We start from the raw sequence: 26,120 nt of genomic DNA, 5'->3' as shown, positions 1-26,120 counted from the left end.
GTCCCGGTTTTGGGCAACGACAGCCAAGGACTTCAGCTTAGAACGGATTCCAGGTGGCGCGCTCGGTAAGCTTCAGATAGCCGAGATTGACGCCAAGCCGGGCACCGACACCGGTGCGGATCGGCACCAAAACCACATTGTTGTTCTTCAGCACGTTGAAGCCAACACCAGCCACCACATAGGCCGAACCGGCGACGCCGCCATAGCGGTTGTAGAGGCTGCCCACATCGTCGAGATTGTAGACCAGCATCATCACCCGCGACCCCTCGCCGCCGAAATCCCAGCCGAGCGATGGGCCTTGCCAGAACACTTTGTGATCGCCGGCATTCTTGGTGTAGAGCGTGCCTTCGCCATAGGTCAGGCCACCGATCAGCGCGCCCGAGCCCTCTTCGCCCAGCAGATAGCCGTTGGGCAGGCCGTAGGAAGCAAAAATCTTCTCGACGACCGTGGCGAGCCCGCCCGATGTCGCGCCGAAGAACTTGTGACCGGAATCGACAATCTCCTGAGCGGTGTATTCCTGGGCCCGCAGGGCTGAAGTCGAGAAGACGAGAACGCCCAGGAGCGTGACCGCCATTGAGAAGACACGGAGAAAGCTCCGGTCGTAGTATCGGGAAAACATGCTTCCAATCTCCGTCAGGGAGCACCTTCGCCGACGCCTCGCACCCCGTACGGCTCTTTTAGCCGGCCGTTAAGGGTAACTGTTAGGGGCAAACTATGCCGTAATCCTTTTTCAACCATTAAGCTCCCACATGAACATGGCGGTTCGAAGGCTGTTTGGGGTCGCTCAAGTGGGGCCGGCAGCCTGCGTGAACACGCCATTTGCCACAACCACAATTTGGATTTGTTGCTGCACGCACGGGCGCTGTGTATTCAGAAAGCCCGAGGAGAGAGTGTGTGATTCGTGTGGCAGGCGACGATCGATCGCCCGGCCATGAGTTGTGAGATTTTGCAGGGATTTTTCGCCGATGGCCGATCTGTTCACCCTTTCCGCACCCGATCTGGCAGCGCTTTTGTGCAGCCGGGTCTGCCACGATATCATCTCGCCGGTCGGCGCGATCAACAACGGGCTCGAATTGCTTGATGAAGGCGGCGCCGACGAAGACGCCATGAAGCTGATCCGCCAGAGCGCCCGCAACGCTTCGGCCCGCCTGCAGTTCGCCCGCATCGCCTTCGGTGCCGCCGGCTCGGCCGGCATGTTGATCGATACCGGCGATGCCGAAGCGGTCGCCATCGCCTTCCTCAAGAACGAAAAGCCGGAACTGACCTGGAACGGGCCCCGCGCGTTGCTGCCCAAGAACAAGGTCAAGCTGCTGCTCAACCTGATCCTCGTCGCCAATGCCGCCATTCCGCGCGGCGGCAAGCTTTCCGTGACGCTGGAAAACCTCGAGACCGAACCGCGTTTCGCGCTTGCGTCGGCTGGCCCGATGCTGCGTGTGCCGCCGAAATTTCTCGAACTGCATTCCGGCCACAAGCCGGAGGAGCCGATCGACGCGCATTCCGTGCAGCCCTACTACACGCTGCTTCTGGCGCGCGAAGCCGGCATGACGATATCGATCCACGCGACGCCGGAAGAAATCGTGCTTTCTGCGGCCTGATTGCGCAGCCGATAAAGCGAAGTATTTCTACATTGAAATCTGTAATTCCAGCTCATCGACTTGAGATGCGTCTGGTCGTCCAGGCAGCGCCAAAGCATTCGCGAATAAAAGTAGGCACCTGCCTATCTTTGTAAAAATTTTACCTAACGCCTTTTCGGCTTCTTTACCAGATTGGCCTATGGTGCGTCCTGGATGCCCCCGACGCTACCGGACTGCCAGAAGGCAAAGAGGACCCGGAAATGAAACGCTGCATGTTCGTCGACGATTCAAGCGTCATCAGGAAGGTTGCAAAACGCATCCTGGGCGGCTCCGAAATGATTGTCATCGAGGCCGCCAGCGGACTTGACGCGCTGGAGATGTGCGCCGCCGATATGCCCGACATCATCGTCGTCGATGGCGCCTTGCCTGACGTACCGGCGGTCGATCTCATCCGTCGCGTCCGCGCCATGGAGAGCCCGATAAGGCCGCAGATCCTGATTTCCCTGGTCGAGCTCGATATTGCTTCGATCATGCGGGCCAAGCGCGCCGGCGCCCAGGGCTATCTCTTGAAGCCGTTCAACCGCCCGCAGCTGCTCGAGCGCTTTCGCACCTTGAAGAGCGCACCTGATTCGGTACCCTTGAGCAATTCCAGAAAAAGTGCGTGACGGTTTCCTGCTCAGCAGCCCAAAACAGACCCTTACCAGCCGTCATGCAAAAACCCGGCCGAAGCCGGGTTTTTTATGGAAAAGATTCGAGCGATTCGTCGCTCAGGCGCTGACGCGAATGTCTTCCGGTTCGCGCAGCACATAGCCGCGCCCCCAGACCGTTTCAATGTAGTTCTGACCGCCCGATGCCGCGTCGAGCTTTTTGCGCAGCTTGCAGATGAAGACGTCGATGATCTTCAACTCAGGCTCGTCCATGCCGCCATAGAGGTGGTTGAGGAACATTTCCTTGGTCAGCGTGGTGCCTTTGCGCAGCGAAAGCAACTCCAGCATCTGGTATTCCTTGCCGGTCAGGTGCACGCGCTGGCCGCCGACTTCGACGGTCTTGGCATCTAGGTTGACCACCAGGTCGCCGGTGGTGATGACCGACTGGGCGTGGCCCTTGGAGCGCCGCACGATGGCATGAATGCGGGCAACCAGCTCATCCTTGTGGAACGGCTTGGTCATGTAGTCGTCCGCGCCGAAGCCGAGGCCGCGCACCTTGTCCTCGATGCCGGCCATGCCGGAGAGGATGAGAATAGGTGTTTTGACCTTGGAAAGGCGAAGCGTTCGCAAGACCTCGTAGCCCGACATATCGGGCAGGTTGAGATCGAGGAGAATGATATCGTAGTCGTAGAGCTTGCCTAGATCGACGCCCTCTTCACCGAGATCGGTCGTGTAGACGTTGAAACTTTCCGATTTCAGCATCAGTTCGATGCTTTGTGCGGTTGCACTGTCATCTTCTATCAGCAGAACACGCATTTCATTCCCCTTTTCTGCTGCCGGACCATTTCACGACCCGTCCGGGCCCGGAGCAGTGGTTGCCTTGTGCAGAGGCTGCCATTGAATGGTTAACAAATCCTAATTTCCCGTCCATGACGGTACCAGATTTTTTAACCTCTTTCTACACCCTCTTGAATCTAATAACGAATCTCAGAACCAAATTCCTAATGCAACACATTAAAAACCCGGACTAAGCGACTCCAGGGACTCATCGACGTCGCTTCCGCATCGGTGGCCGGAATTTTTACCCGGCCTTAAGTCCTGACCCGTATGATTAACAATGCCCGTAAACGAATGGTTACCGCCGGCAAAAAACTTTAGGGTTTTGTTTCCCATAGTTCGGGGAAAGGCGGTGGACACGGGTGCGGCCTGGGCGTTTCCAGGTGGTTTGGACGATAAGTGCGGGTGTGCGTTTCCGGGAGTACCGAATCATGAAGTCACGTGAAAACCTCGTTCGGCTGAAACAGTTTCAGGTGAATGAGAAGCGGCGGCAGCTGCTGCAGCTCGACATGATGATCGCCGAGTTCGAACGCATGGCCGTCGAGCTGGAGCTTCAGATCACCGCCGAGGAAAAGAAGGCCGGCATCACAGACATCAACCATTTCGCCTATCCGACCTTCGCCAAGGCGGCTCGCCTGCGCCGCGACAACCTCAGGAATTCCCAAAGCGACCTCGCCCAGCAGCGAAGCGCCGCCGAATCATTACTCGGCGAAGCTGAAGCGGAGCTTTCCAAGGCGGAAATGCTGGAATCGCGCGACACGAAGATCCGCGAAGCCGAAGTCGGTGGCCGCAGCGCCATGATCGGCTAAGACCTGGCGGTTTGCCGCACCAACGCTCGCCATCAGGCTGGCGCATTGTCGCGGCTTGCGGCTCCGGCGGGAAAAATGAACCCGCCCTACGCGGCCCAATCCCCTTCACTCTTCGGCAATTGCCCTTGCACGGGCATCCTTGATATCCGGCGCATGCTGCTCCGCCCATGACCTGATCTGGGTAAGCAGCCCCGCCAGGTTCTGGCCGAGCTCGGTCAATTCATATTCGACGCGCGGCGGAATGACCGGGAAAATCTCGCGCCGCACCAGGCCGTCGCGCTCGAGTACCCGCAGCGTCTGCGTCAGCATCTTCGGCGTGATGCCCTCGAGCTTTCGGGCAAGCTCGCCATTGCGCAGCCGGCCTTTGCGTAGCGCGCAAACCACCAGATACACCCATTTGCTGGCCAGCATCTCCAGCACGGTGTGCGAAGGGCACGTTCGCCGGAACGCGTCATAGCCGAAACCGCAATCATCTTCACTATCCATGAGGTGCGTATATATCAGGAAGGTACATACTGGACAAGGGGATATTACTATCCAAATGATAGTGGCACCAACCAAGCAGGAGACATCTCAATGCGTGCCGTTATCCAGAATTCCGTCGGCGGACCCGACGTCCTTGTCATCGCCGATCAGCCGGATCCCACGCCAGAGGCCGGCGAAGTGCTGGTCCGCGTCAAGGCCGCAGGCATCAATCCGGTCGACGGCGCCGTCCGTGCCGGCTACTACCCCTTGCTCGGCGAGCCGCCTTACATCCTGGGTTGGGATATCTCGGGAACTGTCGAAGCACTCGGCGCCGGCGTCACCGGCTTCAAGATCGGCGACGAGGTGTTCGGCATGCCGCGCTTCCCCAAGCAGGCGGCGGCCTATGCCGAGCTGGCTGCCGTGCCTGCCGATCAAATCGCACTGAAGCCGAAGAGCGCGGACCACCTCAAGGCAGGCGCCTTGCCGCTGGCCGGCCTCACCGCCTGGCAAGGGCTTGTTCGCCACGGCGGGCTGAAATCGGGGCAGCGCATATTGGTCCATGCGGGAGCCGGCGGCGTCGGTCATCTGGCGGTGCAGATCGCCAGGGCGCGCGGCGCCTACGTTGTCGCCACGGTCAGCCCGGGCAAGCTCGATTTCGTCCGCGAACTCGGCGCCGACGAGGTCATCGACTACACCAAGGGCGATTTCACCGATCAGGTTCGCGACATCGATCTGGTGCTGGATCCAATGGGCGGCGACCACGCCCAACGCTCGCTGAAGGTGCTCAGGCGTGGCGGCGTTTTGGTGTCATTGCTCGATGTCGGCGACAACACCAGGACCCAGGCCGGCGCGCGAGACATTCGGGTCGAGCGTATGTCCGTCGTTCCCGACAGGGAGGGCCTGGTGGAACTGGCTCGGTTGATCGATGCCAACAAGCTCGCCGTCCATGTGGCGAAGAGCTTCCCGCTGGACCAGGCGGGGGCCGCTCACGCCTTCCTCGCCACCAAGCCGATCGGCAAGGTTGTGCTATCGCTCTGAGCGGGAACGGTGAAAACAGAAGGGCGCGGGGTTAGCCGCGCCCTTCGTCTAAATTCGCAATGTCAGTGCCGGTATTGCTGGATGCGTGTCGTGCGCAGCCCGGCAAGGCCATATTCGTCGATCGACGCCTGCCAGGACAGGAATTCCTCGGTGGTGAGCTTGTAGCGTTGGCATGCCTCGTCCAGGCTCAAAAGCCCGCCGCGCACGGCCGCAACCACTTCCGCCTTACGCCGGATAACCCAGCGACGTGTATTGGTCGGCGGCAGATCGGCAATCGTAAGAGGGCTGCCGTCAGGCCCGATAACATATTTGACTCTCGGTCTAACCAGATCGGTCATCGTACTCTCTACAAAAAACTCAAAGACCCAATCCCCGCCACGTTACCGCCACAGCTTTAAAAATTGCCTAAGCAGACCCTAATGACTAGGTAAGGATCATGAACGCCGCGTTAGTCTTTTCGCCGGCATTTGAAACATCTGCCCGCAAACGCTGATTTGCCGGGGAAAATGCATCCCCTGGCGGAGATCGGCCGCAACCGGTGAATCGCCCTGCACGCTGGCGCGCCGGTAAAGCTTGACCTATATTCTCGACATTGGCATTGAGGCGCCGCGCAGAACGAAAGCATCATGAACAGTCTCAATCTTCCCGGACGTCCCGAAAACACCCGCATCGTCGTCGCCATGTCGGGCGGCGTCGATTCCTCTGTCGTCGCAGGCCTGCTGAAACGCGAGGGCTACGACGTCGTCGGCGTCACCTTGCAGCTCTACGACCACGGCGCGGCGACGCACCGGGCCGGCTCATGCTGCGCCGGGCAGGACATCGACGATGCCCGCCGTGTCTCCGAGACGCTCGGCATCCCCCATTATGTGCTCGACTACGAGGAACGCTTCCGCAAGGCGGTCATCGATCCCTTCGCCGAGAGCTATGTCGCCGGCGAGACACCGATCCCGTGCGTTTCCTGCAATCAGACGGTGAAGTTCGCCGACCTCCTGGCCACCGCCAAGGAGCTCGGCGCCGACGCGCTGGCCACCGGCCACTACATCCGTTCCGGCGCCAACGGCGCCCACCGCGCGCTCTACAGGCCGGTCGACGCCGACCGTGACCAGAGTTATTTCCTGTTCGCCACCACGCAGGCACAGATCGATTATCTGCGCTTTCCCCTTGGCGGCCTGTCGAAGCCTCAGGTTCGCGCCATTGCCGAGGAGATGGGGCTGGCGGTTGCCGCCAAGCAGGACAGCCAGGACATCTGCTTCGTGCCGCAGGGCAAGTATTCCGACATCATCGCCAAGCTGAAGCCAACCGCGGCCAATCCGGGCGACATCGTCCACATCGACGGCCGCGTGCTCGGCCGCCATGAGGGCATCCTGCGCTACACGATCGGCCAGCGCCGCGGCATCGGCATCGCTTCCGGCGAGCCGCTTTACGTCGTCCACCTCGATGCCGACCGCGCTCGCGTCGTGGTTGGCCCGCGCGAGGCGCTGGAGACGCACAAGATCTATCTGCGCAATATGAACTGGCTGGGCGACGGACCGCTCACAGACGTCCCTGCAGGCGGCCTGGAGCTGTTCGCCAAGGTCCGCTCGACGCGGCCGCCGCGCCCGGCCGTGCTGCATCATCGTGCCGGTGCCACATGGGTGGAACTGGTCGACGGCGAATCCGGCATCGCGCCGGGCCAGGCCTGCGTGCTCTACTCCGATGACGGCAACGAAGCTCGCGTGTTCGGCGGCGGCTTCATCGAGCGTTCGGAGCGTGGCGCTGAGGCCGAGGCGATGCTGACCCGGCTTGCCGCCAGGCCGGCCCAGATACCTGCCGAATAAGATACCTGCCGAATAAGATACCTGCCGAATAAGATTCCCGCCGAATAAGATTCCCGCCGAATAAATAATCCGCGCTTCAGGAATTCGACTTAGTGTGGGTGACCGTGCCGGCGGTCAGGATGCGCAGCACCCTGATCGCTTCCTCGCCGCTGGTACGCGGTTCGGCACGCGTCTCGATGCACTGGATGAAATGCTCCAGCTCGCGTGTCAGCGGCATGCCCTGGGCAACCGCGACATAGGATGGTTCATTGGTGGTGAAGGCCCATTGGCCGCTGTCCTGCCACACTGCATGGCGGTAGACGGCAAGCTTGCGTTCCCATGGCTCGACATCGTCGAACACCGCCATCGCCTTGGTGCCGACCACGGTCAGCCGCCGCTCCCGATAGGGATTGAGACGCGAGGTGAAGAGATGGCTGCGCAGGCCGTTGGGGAAGCGCATGTGCAGATGCGCGAAGTCGCTGAGATTGTCGAGCAGGGCGGCCCCCTCGCCGCGCACCTCGATCGGCTCTGTGCCGGTGATCGCCAGGATCATCGACAGATCGTGCGGCGCCAGGTCCCACAGCGCGTCGTTCTCTGTGTGGAACTTGCCGAGGCCGAGCCGGTGCGAGTGGATGTAGCGGACTTCGCCGAGCTCGCCCTTGTCGATCAGCCCTTTCAGCGTCTCGAAGGCAGGGTGGAACCGCAGGACATGGCCGACCATGAAGACGCGGCCATTGTCCTTGGCCGCCTGCACCGCACGCTCGGCATCCGCCACAGTCAGAGCGATCGGCTTTTCCACCAGCACGTCCTTGCCGGCCGCCACGGCACGCACGGCAAGGTCGGCATGGAATTGCGGCGGCAGCGCCATGACGATGGCGTCGATATCGTCACGCACGAACAACTGGTCAGGCTCGATCGCCAGGCAGTCCTGCTCGCTGGCGAAGCCTTCTGCGCGGGCCCGGTTGGTGTCGGAGACCGCGTACAGCGCGCCGAGCGCCTTGAGAGTGCGGATGTGGTTGCTGCCCCAGTATCCGCAACCGAGGACTGCTATGCGCGGCTTCATCTGTTTCAAACTCTAAAAACTCGTGGCCGAGACATAGCGACGTGCCCCTTCGAACTCAACCCCGGCGGCGGCAACCAAATGTCCGCATGGCAAAGCTTTTCGATAATGACGATAAGCCGGCAAGCCGGTTGCTTCGAAGCTTGACAGGCTCACCCTCCCAACCTTATATCCGCGCGACCTTGGCGAACGCCCCCGACATGCCTTTCGATTTGAGGCGGATTTCGGGCCTTTCGCCGCCTTGGCGGGGTAGCTCAGTTGGTTAGAGCACGGGAATCATAATCCTGGGGTCGGGGGTTCAAGTCCCTCTCCCGCTACCAAATTTCTCCTAATTAAATCAGCCACTTAGATGCAGCCATCTGCTTCTGGGTGGCCGATCTGATGTTGCAACATGTTGCAATCCGCTACCGTTGATTTCCAAGGGTTTCCTGCGAGTATCGGCTAGTCCGCGCGACATGGACGCGACATGAAGGGGGGGTAAGTGGAGCAACTGGTCGGCCTTTTGCAATCAGTCCTAGGCCTCACTCCCAGGCAGGGTTGGACCTGGCTATTCGCGGGCGCATTCATCCTCGTCCTTAACGCATTTGCCGTCGGACCGTTCGCACAACTCGATCCAGCGTGGGTCGCCATTGCCGCGCTTGCTGCGATCTTCGGAGGATCCATTTTGTTGGTATCCCTTGGAGCTTATTTCGTGGGCAAGGCAACATCGGGATCGGAGAAACGGCAGGCGGTTAGGGAGCGCGAGAACGAATGGGGACATGTAAATCAGGAAGCCCTCAGGAATCTGGAAGTCTTGAGTCCTGCCGAGCAAGCGGCATTGGCCTGGATTGTTCAGAGCGGGCAGAAGCGTTTTCGGACCGACTTTTTCTTCAACTTGGAAGGAAACCTCATCGCCAAAAGGATCGTCCTCGGGCCGATCGGCCATACCAACGATGTCTATGAGGTGATCGACGCAGTATGGGATATTCGGGATCAATTGAAGGAGCGCTACAAAGCAATTCAGCTTAAGGACGAGCCTCCGTGGTCGCCATACGGGCAGGTTGGACGATACTTGCCTCGTTAGCCCGCCTCCTCTCGGCGGCGAGCCGCCGCCGGGCGCCTGCGCAACAAAGGCTGTCGATGCGCGTTGAGGCTCGCCTCAGTGGAGCTTCGAGAATGGACCCGGCAACCGCAGCAGTAATGCTTTTACTCTCTTGCAGCCCAGGCCAGGCTGCCGTCTGCAAGCCCATTGAGGCCGCGCCGACCACATATGCGTCGTTCGACGCGTGTCGGGCATCTCTGAAAGACAGGCTGGCAGGTGCGCCAAACGGAGAAATCGTCGGAAGATGCCAACCTTTCGACGAGGTGGTCACCGGTTCACTGCCCGCCGGGTACACCACCGTTGTTGTCACGCGGGGCGTTGGGAATAAAGCCATCAGCAATAGCTACATCGTTCAACACAAAGAATAGAAAGGCCCGCCACCGTGAGGCAGCGGGTCAAGGAGCGTTGATGCGAAGTTTACGCTAGGCGGCCTTCACCTCCCGGCTCATCGTGTGGTCCGGCGCCATGTCATAGCGGCGTAGGAGTTCAGCCAGTGAAATCGAGCCTGCAGGCACATAGCTACCCCGGCCAGTAGGTATGAGGGCCGGGTCGCCGCCTATGTTGACGATGTCTTTCATGATGTAGCTGAAATCATCGAACTCCCACACGCGGTGCACTCGCTCCTTGGCTGCCATCCCTGCGATCGATTTTGCAGGGTGGCGGAAAACGGCGTCGGCCGACTCTCCTGTTATGTGCATCTGTTTGGCGTATGCGCGGTCGAGCTTGCCATATCCCGACTTACGACGGGCGGCAGCATCCGCCTTCTCATAGGCTCGTAGGGCTTCGGTATATTCGACGCTGGCGCGGCTCGGCGGCAGTTTCGCGAGGTCAGCAACAGTGGTGTTGCGAAGCCTGTCGTCTTCCTCAGGCGTCATTTCGCCCATGACGGGTGGCTTAACTTTTAGATCGTAATAGCGAAGTTCGGCCGCATTCAGCTCTGGCTCAAGGGCTCTTAGCTTTGCCCATTCCGAATGGAAAGCAGCTTCGAGCTCTAGGATCTTTTCGTCGGGTGTCCAGCCGCCCAGGTTGTGGCGAAAGCCAAGGCCCTTGCCCGACTTTGCCGACCAGATTTCAGCGACGAAAGCGTCGTAGTCACCGCCAATATCCTCCATCCAACCGTCCATCGCCTTCGACAGTTCCCCTGCCAACCGGTGTACCTTTTCGAGTGGCCTTTCTTCCGGTGTGCCGGTCGCGTTAGCGGAAGCTTGATCGAGTGCGACCACCGCCCCGGCGGCGGCGGCCGCTGAGGCGAAAACTTTTCGGCGGTTGAGGTGCTGGTTCATGATTGATGTCCCTGCTTCGATTGTGGGGGGTGTTGCCCGCCCTTCAATGCTCACTGAGTCGTGACGCTGGGACGATCCGAACAGACGGCGAAGTTGGGGAAATCCTCGCGAGATTTTTATCATGGTTTCTCTCCGGTAAATCCAAAGGGCTGTAAAATGGGCATACCTTCGGCGGCTGCCCGAACAGAGGTGTTCGGCATGTGCTGTATCTCCCTTGATAGCGATTTTCGCTATAGATAACGATATGCGCCTGTTAATACTAATGCAAGCGTTTTTCGCTATGGCTAGCGGAACACGCTACCCAGTGATAAGGTGCCTTGATGATGAACTCAGCCCAATGCCGCGCGGCTCGCGCTCTTCTTGACTGGTCTCAGCAGGAGCTTGCAGACGCGTCTAAGATAGGGAATGCCACTATCCGCAATTTCGAGGCAGGCCGGTCAGAGCCGCAACATGCGACACTCGATTTACTTCGGAGAACATTCGAGGATGCCGGCGTGGTGTTCATCGACGCCAACGGGGACGGCGCGGGCGTGAGGCTGAAGAAATGAGGCGCCCCGGTCCAAAGTCCGTCCAAGCCGCTTTGCGAACGTCGCCGATCCCTGTCGAAACCCAGTACCAGCTCCACAAGGAGTTGCGGATGGGAGCTCTTGAAAGACAATATGAGTATAGCAATCTCGCAGGCAGGAGCGGCAACGGCTCGGCTATATCAGGCGTGCGGCCCGTTGCTCATCTAAGGCGTTGCCACGACGCTTGTGGCCGGTGGCCTAGCATGGATCAACTTCTCTGTGGTCGCCAACGTCTATGCCCATGTCTTGAGGGCCATTCGCGAAGGTAGGGAACCATCGCTCACCGTCGGGAAAAAATACCTCGCTCTAGTGACATTCTGGATTTACGCCACTTGTCGCGGTCGGATCTCTCATGCTGTTTCTGATTAGCCGTTAGAGCGGCTAACGTCATCTGAGGCATGGTCGGTCATTCTGCCTGGTCGCTGCTGTTCAAGCTGCACATGCGGATCAACCAACCTCCGCCAGCCTGGTGCTCAAAGACGCTAAGCGAAGTTCCGTTTCCGGTCGCTTCACCTTCCGAGTAGGCAGCAAGAGACCAGGCCAGATCCCCGGAGCCTCCTGCCTCGATCACAGCAAGTGTTTTGTCGGGGGCAACGTGCTGGGTCCAGATGGCATGCAGCGCCTCTATTTCCGCGCGGCCGCGTGCTGGCGGTGCATACGGAGAATGCATTTCCGCGTCATCGGTAAATATGGACGCGCAACCGGCAGCATCCCCGGCGCGGTATGCCGCGACGTAGATGTCCCAAAGCTCCTGCAGTTCATCGCTGATCGACATAAGCCTGCTCCTTTTTGTCTAGTTCTCCGCATGGCTAAAAACGACAGTGCCGTTATCCTTTCTAACTTCAACGGACACGATTCCATCGTCGCCCTTCCGGGTCTGAAACATGGAGATTGCATGATCCTTTGCCGTTTTCTCGGCGTCGAACATTTCCTTGTCGACGATGCCCTGTCGTCCATACCAGATGACAGTAAAGGCCATATTCGCTCGTCCCTTCGTGGCAGCCAGAGATGGTATGCCGGTTGTGACGGAAAGTCACACAATGAGACGAAGCGGCGTTGACGCCGATCTGCTGGAATGGTCGTACGGAGGAAGTGAGGCGCTATGCAGCCGTAGGCGATCGAACTGGCCCAGTAGTGTTCCACCGGATGAACTCAACTTCCTTCCCGGTGACTTGCCGCACCGTATTCAACAGCACCTCGTGCAAGACGCGCGTCTGCCTGTAGTGGTCGCAATGCGGCGATATGAAGGGTTTGACGATGCTCAGGTGCAGCGCTTCCGCCGCCGACAGAAAGCGCTCGATTTCAGCTTGCGATAATTGCTTTGAGGGTTTTGACCTAGCCATGGTAGCGAACTCCGTCAGAGGGTGATCGCCGCAACGGAAGGATTATTTCCTCATCTGCTTTGGGCTGGCAAGCGCTGTCTATTGCTTATCCCGGAAATCGAGCAGCTTGGCATGGCGGAGCCTTTCCTCGCCCTTCAGGAACCTGACGCGGCCGACGAGACCAGGCTTTAGCCATTCGGCCTTTTTTTTCTTTAGACCGATCGGCACTGGTCCCCCGACCTTCCCTTGCACGCGATCCCATAGTCGCTGACGCTTATCGGCTTTAAAGGCAACGAACGCGCCGCCAGCATAGCGACCCTTGTCGGCCATGAGCACCATCGCGGGCTTTCCGGCCTCGCGCTGCACGCCAATGATGTCCATTTCCTTTTCGGCATAGCACTTGATCTTGCGCCAGTTCATCGTCGGCCCGCTGCGATAGACGCTGTCCTTGCGCTTTGAGACCATGCCCTCCAGCCCTGCCCTGTCGACTAGGTGATAAACCGCATCGCCAGTGCCGGGCATAGCTTTGCTGACCTGAATGCGGCCGACGGCTGGTATCAATGCCTGCAGGATCTCGCGGCGGTCTTCCACCGGCATGTTGCGCAGATCGTGCCCGTTCAGGTGCAGGAGATCGAACGCCACCAAATACAGGTCGCGCGACGGCTTACGGCGGGTAACGGCTGATTGCAGGGCGTGGAAGTCGGACCGTCCGGCCTCGTCGACCGTGATAGTCTCGCCATCGATGATGAAACTTTCGGCCTCGATCGCCTCCGCCTCTCCGGCAAGTTCGATGTAGCGGCCGGTCCAGTCGTAACCATTCTTGGTGAACAGCCGGATTCCGTTTTCATCCTTGATAATTTGGGTGCGATACCCGTCGAATTGATCTCATGGAGCCATTCGTCGCCCTGCGGTGGCGTGTCGACCAGCTCGGGCTCCATGGGCTTGATGAACTTCAGAGGCATGCGCCGACTCGCATAGTGCGATTCAATTAGCGCGCGCTAAAATGGTTCCGGAACATTTTAGCCATCCTGCATGTTTCAGTGCATGCCGACGATAGACACAGAAGAGTGCAGAGCGGCGCTAACGCTGATCCGGCGAACAATCGAGGATCATTGTCCGCCTGGCGTTCTTCCGAGCGAGGAAGCGGTGAACGGTCTTTATGGGCCGGAGCTCATGCATGAGGCGGCCGCCTTGGCCACCGCCATTGTAAAGACCGTCGACAAGCTGACATTGAGTTCGACGAGGATCCCGCCGGCGCCCAGCATTAAAGCTTAGCCAGCGTTGGAAGGTAGGCGCGCCGAGCGGTCAGCCTGATATCCAAGATGCCAGTAGCAGGGCGCATAAGGATGAGACCAGAGCAGCGGCTGCGAGAAGCACACCTGGGCTCTGCCACCCCGGCGACGGCTCGTGTACCAGCCTGTTGGGAGGCTGATTATCATTCATGGGCGGCAGCAAATTAGGTTCCCCTAATTCTTGACGATGGCGCCAGGCCGGCAAACCCCGTTGCGAACGCGTTGCAATGATCTCACCAGGCTGCATGCGCTCTCCATGATGATTACCCGCCACGCCAAGCGAGCCGTGGCGGGTAATCAATCAGCCGTCGATGAAGGGACTGTTGATCGACGGTCACACTCCAAATGCCGGAAGGGCTGCGTTGTTTCACGGGTCAGACCTTTGCGCTTCGGCATTGGACTTTCGTCGGTGCTGAGGCGGCCCCATGGCGTTGGCCTCCTTAGTTGCACCGTGTCTAAAACGTTGGCAGCTCGGCTAGGTTCCGGGAGCTTGATGGAACATTAGCTGCTGCTGATAGTTGAGACGTGCGGTGGGTGTTGCCCTTCATGGCGCGCCGAAATTGGTCCTCTTGTCGGCCCGAGCTCTTCACCAAAGGACCGCCTTCAAACTCACCTAAAGGAGCCCGAATGACCGACAAGACGACCGAAACAGGCCTTTACAAGTGCCCAGGAATTCCGCCGTTTGTCTGCATCATGGAGCGTAACAAAGCCAGCTTCATTACGCAGGAGGCCTACCGAGCCGGCGGCTACAAGCCCGACTTTGATGCCGTGGGATGCAGAATACAGAGCCGCCAAACATAAGGCCTAAAATCCGCGCGGCTTTAATTTCCGCTCTTTGCTACACTCAAAGATTTGGTTGAGGGGACCGGTCGAGAAAATCACTCATCACGAGCGCCGCCTCGGTGCGGTTTCGCACACTTAGTTTTGACATAACCCTGGTCATGTGGTGCTTGATTGTCTTCTCGTGGAGGTTCAGGCGTCGTGCGACCTCCTTGTTGCTCAGCCCCTCCGCCACTAGCCGCAGGATTTCCGTTTGCCTTTCGGTCATCTGCCGCAGCCGGTCAGCTATGCCGTTGGCAGGGGACCGGAGATCCGAGAGCAGCCGTGCCGATAGAGTTGGCGTGAGGTAGGTCTCGCCGGCCGCTACGTTGCGCAGGATGTCGGCGAGCCCGCGCGACCCTACCCCTTTGAGGACATAGCCGCGCACCCCTGCATTCAGGGCATTGGCTACATCGGCATTGGCCTCCGATACGGTCAGCATGACAATCTTCTGGGTGGGATGGTTGGCGAGGATGCTCACAGCCGCCGCCAGACCGCCGCCCGGCAAAGAGATGTCGAGCAGCAATATGTCGGGTCGCACCGTCGAGGCGAGGCGTTCGGCATCTTGCGCCGTGGCGCCTTGGCCAACCACCTCGAAGCCTCCGATCTCCGACAGGCTGCGTGTCACGCCTTCGCGAAAGAGCGGATGATCTTCGACAACAGCGATGCGAATAACGCCGAGCATGCTTGCCCCCTCCAACAGCGCGCGCTGAAAACGTTATTGAACTTGCTGCTGGATTTTAGGTTCCGCTCATAAATCAAAAAAGCCCGCCACCTTTCGGCAGCGGGCAGTGTAGGTCCCTAGGATCACCCCGCGGTAACCAAAGTACACCCCGCCTCGCCAAAAGGGAAATGTTAGATCTATCTAATAGATGATTCGATCGCTTCGGGCTCGCCGTGGCGTATCAAATACGGGAGTTCTGGCTGGGCCGGTGATAGCCGAGTATCGCGCAGAAGCGCCGACCTCTTTCCGTGCAGCCGAAGGCACTACTGGTCGACCTTTGACACTTCACCGGACGGGAGACTACTTCCTTGAGGTTACCGACGAGACCAGCGGGAAAGTGTTTGCGTTTCAGTACGCCGACTTGCTCTACTGACAGGGTTCGCCCCCGTTCGACGCTGTTGGGTGTTGCTGATTGAGCAGTGTGGACAACGCCGATTAACGCGGTGGGCGGCAGGGGTCTGGAGCGTTCTGGGATCAACCAGCATGGGTCAACCAGCGGCGGTGGTGTTGGTTGCGGCTGCGCGGACGGCGACGACTTAATGCAAAAGTTTAGCCTGGTCCGGTTTTGGTAGGGTTTGCTCGGGGATATCAGCGTTCAAGACTACGGACCGCCATGCCCCTTTGGCTAACGCTTCCATCAATTCGAGATTGTTAGGCGCGATCTGGCGAACTGCCGCATATGCCGGATTGTTTTTCGTCCTCTCGTGCACAATGCGAACGGCCTTTTTGAACGCCTTGCAAGTTTCCTTTATCGCGCCCACGTTCCCCATAGCAAAGCCGCATTTGTCTTTGGGCTTTATACTCACACACCGTCGAAGAGTATGAACCGTTTTCTCGATGCAAACATTGCGGGCCTCGCCGTGGAACTCCAGCCAGCTGGCGGACAGATATTCTTCATCCGGCCTTAACTCGAATGCTTGAGGCAGCGGGACGGGTTCCCCGGTCAGGAAGTCCACTGTCAGTCGGCTCTTCGGTATCTTCCGAACTACCGTGTGATCATCGGCTATTTTGTCGGACTTCATGCAGCCAGCCAACGCTCCGGGTGGAATGGCCCAAGCGACTCGAGAATCCTTGAGGCCTTCGTTTTTACGCTTGCAGATTCTATCTCACCGTCGACCGTAGCTGATAGTATGAAGCTAACCTTGTCCTCCGCGTCGCAAACAATAGTAAGGCGGTCGTCGCCGAAATACCAAGCTGCAACTAAAGAACCGCCACTGGATATCCCTATGCCTGGCAATCGGGTCGGCTTTAACTCCAGAATCACCTTAATGAAAGTTTTAAAAGCGGGCAGTTCAGTGACTTTATCCTCCGTATCCCAGCTATCCGCTTCATATAGCTCGTCGAGCAGTGCGAATATCCGCTGCCGCCATCCGTCAGCCAAGTGCATCGATATTTGGTTTGTGTAGATTTTGAACGCAGAGAGTGTGTTGAAAAGCTTCAAATCAACATCCGTCTGCACCAAAAATGTATTCGGAGAAGTTTTCTGAACGGTTGAAAGGGACTGCCTCGACCTTATGGCATTCACAGCGCTATCGACTTGCGCTGCATTGCCCCCGTGTCTGTCTAATTCTAGTAACATAAGATTATACTCTAAACAATTCTCGGGCTGCTTCGGTTATCGACGATTCGAAGATGGAATCTTCCTCTTTCTTCATCGCCTCGACCAAGTTCCAAATCCCTGGCTCGTCCCTGGGCGGCGACGTCGAAATCACGTCCAGGTCCAACAGGAAGGAACTCGTGTGCACCAAAGGTGCCTCAACCGTTGCCGAAGTCACTTTGAGCTCGAAAGGAAAATCGGCGGTCTGCGGATATTCAGTTCTTAGCATGTAGGCAGTTGACACTCTCCCCCCCAAATTAGGAGCGCTCGGCACGAATTTCAAAAAATTCTCAACCTGAGGATTAGGGTGTGCCCGATGCGAGACGTCGATCCGATTGACGTAACGCATTCCAATCCGACCCGCTGGAGGAATGGCACGATCTTTTCTCACCTGGCCCACATCGCGGCGTATCCGTTCGATAAATGCGGGCCACCCCAGGTAAGGGGGCACTTCAGAAAAGACGAGGCTGTTGCGTCGAATGATTGTGAAATGCGTGCGGTCCTCGCTGGAAAGCTTGCGACCTTGTTTCGAGTAGTTGAGCTTCGACGTTCGGGAACCTGTATCGACAGTGTTTTCGAACATTTCCTCTGTTTCGTCGAATTTGTACAAACGCTTTATTCGGTCTGTAGCTCGCTCTACGATTTCAAAAGAAATAGGCGACACAAACGCGAACTCTACGATCGCTTCGATGATCGGTGGTCGCTTGTATGAAACCATGTTCCCCGCCCATTGATCCCCATCGTCGCCGAAGAGATCACAAAAGTGCTTTATGAAAGATTCGCGCTCTCGTCCAATGAAAACGAGTTGCCCCTGGTTCAACCACCCCTCAGCACCCGCCAGATGTCGGCCCAGTAGGCCGTAACCAGCGAGGCCAGCGCGGCCGCCGCCATCCCCGTGACGCCCAAGGCGCCAAGCCCCATCAGCTTCCAGCGCGTCACCTCGGCAGTGACCGCCTTCACCCCCGTCATATCATCATTGAGCTTGCTGACAGCGGTTTCTGTGGCCGCCACGCGGTCTACCAGCTCGTCGGTTTTGGCGTACATCTTGGACCGGCTGGCGGCCGCACGCTGCTCGGATTGCTCATAGCTGAGGGCGGCACGGGAATCGCTGTCCTTGATATCGCGTCGGATCTCCGTGATATCCCGCTGCATGTTCTGCGTGGCTTCCAGGAGCCCGCCGATCATCATTTCCAGGCTCTTGTTCGCCAAAGTTGCCATGTTCGCCCGCTAGTTCAGTTCGGCACGGCGCGCGGCGCTGGCCTTGGTGTGGCGGTCGCACTCGGCGGCCGTGTAGAGCTTGACGGCGCACCCCGGCGCCATCGTGCGATCAATCTTGTTCTGATCCTCGACGGTCTTGCCCTTGGCCCCGGCCAGGCTGCTACCGATCGCTGCCCGGAGGGCTGGAACACCGCTCACGCCGGAAGTCCCACAACCCGCCAGCAGAATTGCAGTCATCAAAATTCCGGCTGGCATCAATGCCTTTGCGGATCGCATCCTGATTGTCCTTCTCGATCTTTGCGCGGACCTCGTCGGCGCCCTTGTGTTTGACGCATTCGTAGACCCCGAGCACCGCGCCCGAGGCGATCAAGACGATGACCGCCCAGCCGATGACACCCCCGACCAGGCGCGAGACGCCAAGCCGGTCGACAATGAAGGTGATAAGCAAGCTCATAGGCCGAGCCACCAAAAGAAGATGATGCCTTCGACCGCGGCGGGCCCCACGGCGCCGGCCGCAGCGCCCAGCAGGAAGGCGATCAAGGGTTTCATGGGCGCGCTCATGCCGGCACCGTCCCGAGCGCTTCAGCAAGGTGCCTTGCCTTGCGGTTGGTGTACCAGCGATAGGCAGCGCCGCCGAAGATCAGCAGCGCGCTGACCAAGGCCAGGATGACGACAATCTTGGTGATCCACTCGCTGGCGTAGGACAGTGGGGAAAGCTGCTCTTGAAGACCCTGCAGCGTGCCTGAGACGCCGAGACCAGCGCCGCCGCCGCCGATCGCCGCGTCGGCTGGTGCAGTCGAGGGCGCGGCCTTGGCGTCCTCGACCACCGCCTTTGCCTGGCCGCCGTCGACAAAGCTTGCCGCCTGCGGTGTTTCGCCCGTGGCCCAGGCCTTACCGATCGCCCGGACCTCGGCAACGCGTGCCGTCCAGCCCTTGCCAAAGGTCGGGAACGTCCCGAGGTGGCGCAGGAAGTTCATTCGTGCATCACAGATGCGATCGATCAGCGCGTCGTTGTTGTTGATCGCCTTCAGCGCGGCAATGGTGCCCATGCCCAGAACGCCGTCGATACGCCCGGTGTAGACAGGCCGCAGCGCCTGCTGAAGCCACATGATCGAGCGGCCGGGACCGGAGTTCACGCCGCCGTCAAAGACCACATAGTCGACCCCGTCCGGGAGCAGATCGCCTTTCACGGCATCCCAATACTGCTTGTCGTAAATGTCGTTCAGTTCGTCGGTGGTCAGGCTCTTGACGGATCGGACCGCCAAACCTTTGCCCCGTCGATAGGCGTCATAGACCCGCTGGGTAACCCCTTTCATGGTTGGGCCACCGGGGTCCTTTTTGTTGTTCGAATAGCCGCCTTCGTGCGCGAGCACCTTGGCAAGCGACTCCTTTTCGCGGGAAACAGCCATGGCAGTTCCTTTCAGTTTTAGATTTGTTCTATGATCGGGATGGGTGCGGGGATCTGGGCAGATGAAGAGCTTCAAAGTCGAGGCAATGCACGGCGACAAGGCGATCAGCAGCGCCTTAGTCGAAGCGCAAAGCCATGTTCATGCCCTGGTGAAATCCATCCGGAAGCCACTCAAGCCAGGCCGCACGCCGGGCAAGCCGTGGATCCGCGTCACGGATTTGGCAGACCTCAAAGCTAGTGAGTTTCAGAAGGTGGATTAGAGAGCTGCCGCAGCAGCGAAGAACTGATCAACTTGTTCATCGGTGAAGCCGAGCGCGGCGAAGCCAGCCGCCATCATCGGTTCCGATCGTACGAAGGTACTACTGTATTGGAACGAGTCCTGCACAAGCGGATTTTGCGCCGCAACCCAACCTGTCACCGCGGCAAGCAGCCCGGATTTCCGAAGCTGCATGCGAAACTGCCGAGCGGAAACCCTGTCAGGCGGAGGGATAAGCTGGGGTATCGGCGGCGAGAAGCCATGACCATCAAACAGGTAGCCTGGGCACACCTCATCCGGAGCTTCAACGAACCCTTCTGGCTCCGCACCGGACCTGTCCGATTGCAGGACAACGCCATCTCCGACAAGCACTAAATTGGTCATTACGACCTCCAAAATTTGAGGCGGGAGTAAATTTCGATGTTGCCGAACCCAGCGGCGTCACCGAAGCCATCACTGCCTCGGCTGGTGCCCACACGATGCTCCAACCGATAAGCATGACCGGCGACAACTGGAGCGCCGCCCGAACTGTCGGTGGACTGACCGTTGTCACCGTTTTCAGTGGTTCCGTACCCGGCGACAGTGCCACTGGTGACGTCGAAAAGGCGCGTTTGATGTGGGTTAAAGTCATCTTGGGTGGCGGGTGCCGACCATTCGCACCATCCGCTCGCGCTGGGCGTGAAGTTCGGGTCGGCTAGGATGACGAGGGAGAACGGGTCACGCACCTTTGTGTTGAGCGTTCGGATAAGCCACGATCCGGAGGCTGCTGATCCGCCCGGAACGCCGGACGCCTTCTGGTCCTCAATGACAACATCAGGAACGCCATTTCCCCCGCCCCATTCTGGAGCCGTGGCGCCGGCATTCATGCGCAAGGTCTGGCCGGCCGCTCCTTTGGCAAGCCTGGCTGGCAGCTTGGCGCCGGACAGGTAAAGGATATCGCCGGCTGCGGTCGAGGCTGGGATCGGCACGAATACCTGCGTTGCCGCTCCATCGCCAATGGCAATCACGTTTTCATCGGTATCCCACTGGATCCGACCTTCCGCCGTCGGCGTGGGCGCTGCACTCTGCTCCAGCGTTAAGGCTGGCTGTATAAGAGTGTTGCTGACAGTTGTGCCGTTAGCCCTCTGATAGTCCCGAATGCGCCAGTTGCCACCCCCAAGCGATTGCGCCATGGCGGTATCGCCGGCCGCCGTGACGATGTTGGCAGCGCCGGGCAAGATCAGACTGGTTGCGTTGTGGGTGAGGGTCGCAGCCGCGGCAAAGGTGAGATGGCGGATAGCGCCGGCCGGTCGCGCTGTGAAGCTCGTAATCACGGCGGTGCCGGTGATCGTCACAGACGTTCCGGTCGATGAAGCAAGATCGGTCGCCGTCGCCGAAGCGATATTGCCGCTCTGCAAATTCAGATTGTCGTAGCCGCCAACCGACGTGTTCGCACCCGTGCCACCAGCCGGTACCGGCCGGGCAGCATTCAGGTCGGACAGCAGGTCCGCACGGAAAGCATTGTACTTCCCGGAATCAATGGGGGTGTTGAGAACCGCGTTGCCGTTGGCCGGCCACGACATAATTCCAGAGCCGTCACGGGGCATTAGGCATACTCCATTGAAATTCTTTCGAAGGGTGAGGAAATGCGGTATTGAGACGCGCCATGGGATGGGTCAGACGTTTGTTTTCGCGCAGCGAGCCGGAGCCGGTTGTGAATGTCGGCATTCCTGACGATTGGGCTGTTGAGCATCAGGTTGGCGCCACACACCAATTCAAGGAACAGTTTTACAAACAAGCGCGTGATCGTCAGTTAGAGCACGAGCGGACAGAGCACTTCACAGCCCGCATGGATGCTGCGATGGATCGCTACTGGCAGTTTCGGCGGGCCGCGGATGAAGACGGTTCGGTTGGCGATGACCAGGAGCTCAACGAGGATGATCTACGGGTCATCAGGCTGCCGCCTCGGCTCTCCCCATCAAATTTCTATGGTGTCCACTTCAAGGATGCCGGCGAGTTCGGGATTTGCGAATCCTACCGATTCGACGATGGCCGCTTCCAGCACAGCTATAGGCCTGTGACAGACGAAAGTTTCGAAGCCGGGCAGTATACCCCGCTCTGACTGTGCAGAGGCCGTAAGCGGCATAGATTTCCGGCCCGTCCGCGCCTATATTCGCCGGCCATGCGCCGCAACACTGTCCTCCAGATCTTAGCCGCCGCGATCACCATTGCGATCCTAGCCGCCATCCATCAAGGTCTGGGCCTGATCCTCGATCGGTTCAGCAGAGACTTTGTCTCGGGTCTTTTTTTCGGCTCGATCGGGATGACCATCGTGTTCATGATCCTGATCTGGGCCGACCAGAAGCGACTAGCGGCGCGGCGCCGAACCGAGCAACAGGGCTCGCGCAACATTATCGATCTGTGAAGCAGGCAGTCGCGAGCCGGCATTTGCCTTGAGCAACGCGTCAATCACCGCGCTGTCATTGCTGGTGAGCGTCCGGGCAAGCGCGGCCCTCGATGCCTCGCTTTTCAGACCGCTTAGAGCGTCGACCACGGCACCAACGCCCTTGTAACCGGCCGCCCTGACGGCGCCCATTGTGCCGCCTGCCATGTAAGCCTGGGGAATGCCGAAACCATCGCCGCCCGCGCCCGTCAGTTCCTTTTGGGCGGCTTGGCGCGCGGCGGTGTAGGAATTGCGGCTGACCTGATTGGTGGTCTCTGCAAAGGCGCGCTCGCGGTCGAGCAGATCGAAAATGCGACTAGCGCGGTCGGCGCCAAAAAGCGTGGTGAGCCGGTCCCGGTTCCAATCGCCTTCGCCCTTGATGATCTGCTGAAGGGCAACACGATCATTCGCCTTGGTGCCGACGATCCGCTCTATTTCCGCTCTTGCGCCTTCGCGCAACCGAACGGGAACCGCCGACGGGCCGATCTGCATGCCCTGGGGCAGCGCGCCTTGCTGAAATTCGTTGGCAAGCTCTGTCGGCCGCGGCGCCTCTCGCCCGCTGGCAAGCACCGTCTGGCCGCGTTGGACGGCTTCGCGTTGGCGAGCCAGTTCCGAGTATTTGGCATCGACTTCCTTGATGCCAGTGACAGACGCGCGCAATTCGTCGTCGACAGCTTGGCGAGCAGTGGTCAACGCGTTGACGGCGTTCGATCCTTGTGTCGTTTGCAGCATGTCGTCGATCGCGTGACGGGTGTTGAGCAGTTCGCCGGCATCTGAGACCAGCGACGTGCCGGGAGGCGGTTGCCCTAGGGCTTGGGCGGCCTGGGCAATTTCTTGCGGCGTCGGCGCGTGGTCGAGCATGGCACGGACGCGCTGAAGAACGCGCTGCGGCTCCCCGCGCAAATTCTGAATGTCTTGGTCGAGATAGCGCGCGATCGGCAGTGTATTGACGGGGCCGGCGTTCTGAAGTGCGTCCCGATATTCCGGGGAAAGCGCGCGCTGGTTCGTCTCGATGCCGGTAGTGATCCGGGAAGGCACCGGAGCCGGGCCAAGCTCTTGGTCAAGCGTGCTGCGGATGCGCGCATTGGCGCCAGCATCGCGGGCGTCGATCGCGCCCTTGACGATGGCCTTTCCTTCACCTGGCAGAGCAGCGAGGCCGGCCGCTTGGGAACGGAGGTTTTCTCCAAGGTCCATAACCATGCCGCTCGGGCCAAGTTTGGCCAGGTCGGCGTGCGTGGCAGCATCGAGGCCGTCCCGCCCAAATGCCTTTGCGAGCAGCGCGGCCGTGACCTTGTCGACGCCAAGGGATTTCGCGGCGCCTCGAAGGTTCCAGCCATCGGCGATAGCCTTGACCCCCTTGCCGACCAGAGGGCCGATCACAGGTGCAGCCAAGCCAAGCCCCCCGCCGATAAGCGCGCCCTTTTCCGCTTCCCATGCATCACCACCAGAGCGGACCGCCGCGTCAGCGCCATTGATGGCGGCCCCTGACAGGGCGCTTGCGCCAAATCGCAGAGGAAGAGAGGCAACTCCGACGCCGAAGACTTCAGGCGCGGCCATCATGGCGGGCAAAGTGCCGGCGGCGGCACCGGTTGCATTGCCGAGGGTGCGAGCGACCGGGTGCGCCTCTCGGCTAACCTCGTTCATGCGGGTCATTTCGTCGTTGACCTGCGAATAGGGATCGCCTGTCAATGCAGATCCGATCCCGGCAGCGGCGGCGGTCAGACCCTTATCGACATAGGGGCCGACAATCGGAACGCCTTCGCCGGTTGACGTGAGGAACGTTCCGGCAGCACCCATATCCGGGGTCGGGACGAAGGTCGGCGCGTTGTGACCGGTCCCAGGTTGAGGACCACCGCCCGCCATAAGCGCTTGCGCACGCGCAATGCCGACCTGGGCCCTCACATCGGCTTCAGCGGCCCCAGATGGAGCCGCGGCGGCGGCCGGCGTTGGAAGAGACTTAGAAATCTCATCGACCGCCGCATTCTGCTGATCCGGCGTCATCGACAGAAACGCGTCGTCGACAGTGACCTTCTGGCCTTGGATGTTGATCGTTGCCATCAGGGTTCAATGCTCCATTTCAGGCCATTGCTTGTCGTGCCGGCGCCGGTCGGTTCCGCAGCCGGAGCATCACCGCCGCCGCGGCTGCTCCTGATGGCGTCGACCATCGCACGGACGCGCGCCAGCTTGTCGTTGACGGATTCCTTCGCCTCGCCCGGCTTGGGCGTCAGGATAGAGGCCTGATTTTCCACTTCGGCCGGCGCCGCAGTGGGACCGGAAACGCTGTAGAGATAGGACGCGATGATCGTCTTGAGCGAGTTGGACGCACGCTGATACTCTGGCGATTTCAGATAATCGGCACCGAAGTCCGATCCACGGGGAACAGCGGAAAGGGCTTGATCGCCAAGGTTGGAAAGTGCGCCGAAATTGTCCTCAACAATCTTCAGTTCCGGCGCGACAACGCTATAGAGCTTCGCATCCCGCTGCTGGGCTTCGTTGAGCGGCTTTGCAGTGCCGGGGATGGCTTGTCCCGACCGAACGCCGCCAGGCTGGGGGGCTGGCGCTGCGGGTGCGGCAGGGGTCGGCAATGGCGCGGCTGGAGCTGGCGTTGCGGGTGTCGGCACAGCTGGCGCAGCGCCACCCGGAGGCGACAACCATGCCGGGAGAACAGGCGGGACCTCGACAGGCATCATGCCCGCCTGGGTCTGAACCAGTTGCGTCTTGGGCTGCGAGACGATGGCGTAAGCCGTTGCGTATTCTCTCGATGAAGGATCAGCGCTCTGAAGGATGTTCCATGCCTGCGCATCGAGGCCGGTTCCTTCAAACCGGGTCGGGCCGCCGCTTCCACCGATTTGCTTTGTCTCTCCGCTGGCGGCGTCGAACAGCGTCCGATCATCCAGCTTCTGCCACTGCTTCGGCGGCACCGCCAGCGACTTACGCGCCGCTTGGATCTGGAGTTGCCGCAACGGGTCCTGTTCCTGCATCCGCTGCTGAAGCATCATGTTGGCCATAGCCTTCTGCTCGGGCGATGCCCAAGGATCGGCGGCAACCTGCATGATCTGCTGTACCGACGGGCCGCCCTGTCCGGGCTGGATCGCGTCAGCAGTGCCGCCCGCGATGACCGGCAGATTATCGGCGGCTTGCTGCTGAGGCTCTGGGGCCTGCTGCTGGGGTGCCAAGGCCTGAGCGACCTTTTGGACGGACGGAGAGACCGGCGCGGCCCGCTGGGGCTGCTGTGCGCCGGCAAGGGCTTGCACGACGGGAGACGCGGCCGCTGCGGCTGCTGGGGCGGGCTGATTGACCGCGCTGAGGGCTTGCACAACGCTGCCAGCGCCCGACAGAGGCGTTTTGTCCATCATGGTGCCAAGGACGCGCTGCCCGGCTGGCGTTACTGCTTCAGGCCCGCCTACCTCGCCGAGCAGCGGCGCTGGTGCGGCTCCAGAGGGCGCAAGATCCTCGCCGGGGCGATTCATCGCGTCCCACTGCTGCTGGGTCATTCCATTCTGGGAATACGCGGGCGGCATGGGGCGCGCCGTGGCCGCCGTGGCGCCGGCAGAGGGATCGAGCGATGCCACTTGAACGGGCTGCTGTGCCTGCACCGTGGCGGCGACCTGTGTGGCCTGGGCAGGCGTGGCTCCCGCTCCAAGCGCCCGCTGATAGGTGGCGACGAAACGATCGGTGTTGGTCCCCTGCTCAATGCCACCTGGAAGACTGGTCCAGATCGGGCTCAACACTTGGCCGACTTGGGCGATGGCCTTCGGATCACCCGATTGCAGGACGGTATCGATGTCCTGTCCGGTCTTGGCCTTGTAGGTTTCTACGGCAAGGTTCCATGCGGCCTTATCCTGATTGATCGGGGAAAAGTCTGGCAGGTCGAGTTCCTTCGCCTGCTCGTCCCAGGTCGAGCCA

The 26,120-nt window shown here is 59.9% G+C and carries 32 protein-coding genes, 1 tRNA gene and 1 pseudogene; 12 read left to right on the top strand and 22 right to left on the bottom strand.

Annotated features, from left to right (window positions below; genetic code table 11):
• Nucleotides 1–37: 37 nt before the first annotated feature.
• Nucleotides 38–574, bottom strand: coding sequence for an EipA family protein (locus EOB59_RS03525; RefSeq protein WP_236382921.1), 537 nt, complete (start codon nucleotides 572–574; stop codon nucleotides 38–40).
• 391 nt (nucleotides 575–965) lie between these two features.
• Here EOB59_RS03525 and EOB59_RS03520 point away from each other — a divergent pair, with 391 nt between their 5' ends.
• Complete coding sequence (locus EOB59_RS03520; RefSeq protein WP_024504504.1) at nucleotides 966–1,595, top strand: histidine phosphotransferase family protein; 630 nt, start codon at nucleotides 966–968, stop codon at nucleotides 1,593–1,595.
• Nucleotides 1,596–1,834: 239 nt separating this feature from the next.
• Nucleotides 1,835–2,239 (top strand): response regulator, encoded by a 405-nt coding sequence (locus EOB59_RS03515; RefSeq protein ID WP_127268016.1) that lies wholly within the window; start codon nucleotides 1,835–1,837, stop codon nucleotides 2,237–2,239.
• Nucleotides 2,240–2,341: 102 nt separating this feature from the next.
• On the opposite strand, the gene ctrA is transcribed toward EOB59_RS03515, so the two are convergent.
• Complete coding sequence (gene ctrA / locus EOB59_RS03510; protein ID WP_006203583.1) at nucleotides 2,342–3,037, bottom strand: cell cycle two-component system response regulator CtrA; 696 nt, start codon at nucleotides 3,035–3,037, stop codon at nucleotides 2,342–2,344.
• 452 nt (nucleotides 3,038–3,489) lie between these two features.
• On the opposite strand from ctrA, the gene EOB59_RS03505 reads away from it, so the two are divergent.
• Nucleotides 3,490–3,867, top strand: a complete 378-nt coding sequence (locus tag EOB59_RS03505) for a flagellar export protein FliJ (RefSeq protein WP_013529907.1) — start codon at nucleotides 3,490–3,492, stop codon at nucleotides 3,865–3,867.
• A 105-nt stretch (nucleotides 3,868–3,972) separates the two neighbouring features.
• On the opposite strand, the gene EOB59_RS03500 is transcribed toward EOB59_RS03505, so the two are convergent.
• Nucleotides 3,973–4,353, bottom strand: coding sequence for a helix-turn-helix domain-containing protein (locus EOB59_RS03500; protein WP_128287673.1), 381 nt, complete (start codon nucleotides 4,351–4,353; stop codon nucleotides 3,973–3,975).
• A gap of 90 nt (nucleotides 4,354–4,443) precedes the next feature.
• Between EOB59_RS03500 and EOB59_RS03495 the strand changes: the two genes are divergently transcribed.
• A complete protein-coding gene (locus EOB59_RS03495) occupies nucleotides 4,444–5,370 on the top strand; it encodes an NADP-dependent oxidoreductase (protein ID WP_128287672.1) in 927 nt (308 codons plus the stop codon).
• A gap of 62 nt (nucleotides 5,371–5,432) precedes the next feature.
• Here EOB59_RS03495 and EOB59_RS03490 read toward each other — a convergent pair whose 3' ends face one another.
• Nucleotides 5,433–5,708 (bottom strand): DUF1153 domain-containing protein, encoded by a 276-nt coding sequence (locus tag EOB59_RS03490; protein ID WP_013529904.1) that lies wholly within the window; start codon nucleotides 5,706–5,708, stop codon nucleotides 5,433–5,435.
• 288 nt (nucleotides 5,709–5,996) lie between these two features.
• Here EOB59_RS03490 and mnmA point away from each other — a divergent pair, with 288 nt between their 5' ends.
• Complete coding sequence (gene mnmA, locus EOB59_RS03485; RefSeq protein ID WP_127268013.1) at nucleotides 5,997–7,187, top strand: tRNA 2-thiouridine(34) synthase MnmA; 1,191 nt, start codon at nucleotides 5,997–5,999, stop codon at nucleotides 7,185–7,187.
• A gap of 76 nt (nucleotides 7,188–7,263) precedes the next feature.
• Here the strand turns inward: mnmA and EOB59_RS03480 are convergent, their stop codons facing one another.
• Nucleotides 7,264–8,229, bottom strand: a complete 966-nt coding sequence (locus tag EOB59_RS03480) for a Gfo/Idh/MocA family oxidoreductase (RefSeq protein ID WP_127317829.1) — start codon at nucleotides 8,227–8,229, stop codon at nucleotides 7,264–7,266.
• A gap of 240 nt (nucleotides 8,230–8,469) precedes the next feature.
• Between EOB59_RS03480 and EOB59_RS03475 the strand changes: the two genes are divergently transcribed.
• Together EOB59_RS03475 and EOB59_RS03470 are read left to right on the top strand one after the other, a co-directional pair.
• Nucleotides 8,470–8,546 (top strand) — tRNA-Met (locus EOB59_RS03475).
• Nucleotides 8,547–8,707: 161 nt separating this feature from the next.
• Nucleotides 8,708–9,289, top strand: coding sequence for a hypothetical protein (locus EOB59_RS03470; RefSeq protein WP_128287671.1), 582 nt, complete (start codon nucleotides 8,708–8,710; stop codon nucleotides 9,287–9,289).
• A gap of 440 nt (nucleotides 9,290–9,729) precedes the next feature.
• Here the strand turns inward: EOB59_RS03470 and EOB59_RS03460 are convergent, their stop codons facing one another.
• Complete coding sequence (locus tag EOB59_RS03460; RefSeq protein WP_128287669.1) at nucleotides 9,730–10,590, bottom strand: hypothetical protein; 861 nt, start codon at nucleotides 10,588–10,590, stop codon at nucleotides 9,730–9,732.
• 320 nt (nucleotides 10,591–10,910) lie between these two features.
• Here EOB59_RS03460 and EOB59_RS03455 point away from each other — a divergent pair, with 320 nt between their 5' ends.
• Nucleotides 10,911–11,138: a helix-turn-helix transcriptional regulator gene (locus EOB59_RS03455; protein WP_197031538.1), complete on the top strand. Its 228-nt coding sequence runs from the start codon at nucleotides 10,911–10,913 to the stop codon at nucleotides 11,136–11,138.
• Nucleotides 11,139–11,562: 424 nt separating this feature from the next.
• On the opposite strand, the gene EOB59_RS03450 is transcribed toward EOB59_RS03455, so the two are convergent.
• From EOB59_RS03450 to EOB59_RS03435, 4 genes and pseudogenes are all read right to left on the bottom strand, one after another.
• The gene (locus EOB59_RS03450) at nucleotides 11,563–11,931 is read right to left on the bottom strand and encodes a nuclear transport factor 2 family protein (RefSeq protein ID WP_128287668.1); all 369 of its coding nucleotides are present in this window, start codon (nucleotides 11,929–11,931) and stop codon (nucleotides 11,563–11,565) included.
• Nucleotides 11,932–11,949: 18 nt separating this feature from the next.
• Nucleotides 11,950–12,135 (bottom strand): hypothetical protein, encoded by a 186-nt coding sequence (locus EOB59_RS03445; protein WP_128287667.1) that lies wholly within the window; start codon nucleotides 12,133–12,135, stop codon nucleotides 11,950–11,952.
• A gap of 121 nt (nucleotides 12,136–12,256) precedes the next feature.
• On the bottom strand, nucleotides 12,257–12,499 hold the full coding sequence (locus EOB59_RS35910; RefSeq protein WP_128287666.1) for a hypothetical protein: 243 nt from the start codon (nucleotides 12,497–12,499) through the stop codon (nucleotides 12,257–12,259).
• A 78-nt stretch (nucleotides 12,500–12,577) separates the two neighbouring features.
• Nucleotides 12,578–13,440, bottom strand: a pseudogene (locus EOB59_RS03435) (ATP-dependent DNA ligase).
• 957 nt (nucleotides 13,441–14,397) lie between these two features.
• On the opposite strand from EOB59_RS03435, the gene EOB59_RS35200 reads away from it, so the two are divergent.
• Complete coding sequence (locus tag EOB59_RS35200; protein WP_164895568.1) at nucleotides 14,398–14,571, top strand: hypothetical protein; 174 nt, start codon at nucleotides 14,398–14,400, stop codon at nucleotides 14,569–14,571.
• A gap of 43 nt (nucleotides 14,572–14,614) precedes the next feature.
• Here the strand turns inward: EOB59_RS35200 and EOB59_RS03425 are convergent, their stop codons facing one another.
• The 8 genes from EOB59_RS03425 to EOB59_RS03390 form a co-directional block, all read right to left on the bottom strand.
• Nucleotides 14,615–15,274, bottom strand: coding sequence for a response regulator transcription factor (locus EOB59_RS03425; protein WP_128287665.1), 660 nt, complete (start codon nucleotides 15,272–15,274; stop codon nucleotides 14,615–14,617).
• A gap of 575 nt (nucleotides 15,275–15,849) precedes the next feature.
• Nucleotides 15,850–16,335 (bottom strand): hypothetical protein, encoded by a 486-nt coding sequence (locus EOB59_RS03420; RefSeq protein ID WP_128287664.1) that lies wholly within the window; start codon nucleotides 16,333–16,335, stop codon nucleotides 15,850–15,852.
• On the bottom strand, nucleotides 16,332–16,754 hold the full coding sequence (locus EOB59_RS03415) for a hypothetical protein (RefSeq protein WP_128287663.1): 423 nt from the start codon (nucleotides 16,752–16,754) through the stop codon (nucleotides 16,332–16,334). Before EOB59_RS03415 ends, EOB59_RS03420 begins: the two co-directional genes overlap by 4 nt.
• A 142-nt stretch (nucleotides 16,755–16,896) precedes the next feature.
• Nucleotides 16,897–17,730, bottom strand: coding sequence for a TIGR04255 family protein (locus EOB59_RS03410; RefSeq protein WP_128287662.1), 834 nt, complete (start codon nucleotides 17,728–17,730; stop codon nucleotides 16,897–16,899).
• Complete coding sequence (locus EOB59_RS03405) at nucleotides 17,727–18,128, bottom strand: DUF1515 family protein (protein ID WP_128287661.1); 402 nt, start codon at nucleotides 18,126–18,128, stop codon at nucleotides 17,727–17,729. Before EOB59_RS03405 ends, EOB59_RS03410 begins: the two co-directional genes overlap by 4 nt.
• Before the next feature lie 9 nt (nucleotides 18,129–18,137).
• Nucleotides 18,138–18,326 (bottom strand): hypothetical protein, encoded by a 189-nt coding sequence (locus EOB59_RS03400; RefSeq protein WP_245475860.1) that lies wholly within the window; start codon nucleotides 18,324–18,326, stop codon nucleotides 18,138–18,140.
• Nucleotides 18,289–18,582: a hypothetical protein gene (locus tag EOB59_RS03395; RefSeq protein ID WP_128287660.1), complete on the bottom strand. Its 294-nt coding sequence runs from the start codon at nucleotides 18,580–18,582 to the stop codon at nucleotides 18,289–18,291. Before EOB59_RS03395 ends, EOB59_RS03400 begins: the two co-directional genes overlap by 38 nt.
• A 103-nt stretch (nucleotides 18,583–18,685) precedes the next feature.
• A complete protein-coding gene (locus EOB59_RS03390) occupies nucleotides 18,686–19,537 on the bottom strand; it encodes a glycoside hydrolase family 108 protein (RefSeq protein ID WP_128287659.1) in 852 nt (283 codons plus the stop codon).
• Nucleotides 19,538–19,598: 61 nt separating this feature from the next.
• Between EOB59_RS03390 and EOB59_RS03385 the strand changes: the two genes are divergently transcribed.
• Nucleotides 19,599–19,796 (top strand): hypothetical protein, encoded by a 198-nt coding sequence (locus tag EOB59_RS03385; protein ID WP_128287658.1) that lies wholly within the window; start codon nucleotides 19,599–19,601, stop codon nucleotides 19,794–19,796.
• Here the strand turns inward: EOB59_RS03385 and EOB59_RS35905 are convergent.
• Together EOB59_RS35905 and EOB59_RS03375 are read right to left on the bottom strand one after the other, a co-directional pair.
• Complete coding sequence (locus EOB59_RS35905; protein ID WP_245486518.1) at nucleotides 19,793–20,176, bottom strand: hypothetical protein; 384 nt, start codon at nucleotides 20,174–20,176, stop codon at nucleotides 19,793–19,795. The two genes, EOB59_RS03385 and EOB59_RS35905, sit on opposite strands and share 4 nt — an antisense overlap.
• Entirely contained in the window at nucleotides 20,176–21,378 is a 1,203-nt protein-coding gene (locus tag EOB59_RS03375; protein ID WP_128287657.1) for a hypothetical protein, read from the bottom strand. The genes EOB59_RS35905 and EOB59_RS03375 overlap by 1 nt, the downstream gene beginning before the upstream one ends.
• Nucleotides 21,379–21,425: 47 nt before the next feature.
• On the opposite strand from EOB59_RS03375, the gene EOB59_RS03370 reads away from it, so the two are divergent.
• Together EOB59_RS03370 and EOB59_RS03365 are read left to right on the top strand one after the other, a co-directional pair.
• On the top strand, nucleotides 21,426–21,893 hold the full coding sequence (locus EOB59_RS03370; RefSeq protein WP_164895567.1) for a hypothetical protein: 468 nt from the start codon (nucleotides 21,426–21,428) through the stop codon (nucleotides 21,891–21,893).
• Nucleotides 21,894–21,953: 60 nt separating this feature from the next.
• Nucleotides 21,954–22,196 carry a hypothetical protein gene (locus EOB59_RS03365; RefSeq protein ID WP_128287655.1) on the top strand — a complete coding sequence of 81 codons (243 nt, stop codon included), beginning with the start codon at nucleotides 21,954–21,956 and terminating at the stop codon, nucleotides 22,194–22,196.
• On the opposite strand, the gene EOB59_RS03360 is transcribed toward EOB59_RS03365, so the two are convergent.
• Together EOB59_RS03360 and EOB59_RS35195 are read right to left on the bottom strand one after the other, a co-directional pair.
• A complete protein-coding gene (locus EOB59_RS03360) occupies nucleotides 22,140–24,272 on the bottom strand; it encodes a hypothetical protein (RefSeq protein WP_128287654.1) in 2,133 nt (710 codons plus the stop codon). The genes EOB59_RS03365 and EOB59_RS03360 overlap by 57 nt on opposite strands.
• Complete coding sequence (locus tag EOB59_RS35195) at nucleotides 24,272–25,942, bottom strand: hypothetical protein (RefSeq protein WP_164895566.1); 1,671 nt, start codon at nucleotides 25,940–25,942, stop codon at nucleotides 24,272–24,274. The genes EOB59_RS03360 and EOB59_RS35195 overlap by 1 nt, the downstream gene beginning before the upstream one ends.
• Nucleotides 25,943–26,120: the final 178 nt, after the last annotated feature.

This window comes from Mesorhizobium sp. M7A.F.Ca.MR.176.00.0.0 (assembly GCF_004023165.1).
Taxonomy (GTDB): Bacteria; Pseudomonadota; Alphaproteobacteria; order Rhizobiales; family Rhizobiaceae; genus Mesorhizobium.
Note: the sequence above shows the minus strand (reverse complement) of the source record. Positions and strands in the feature narration are given on the sequence as shown.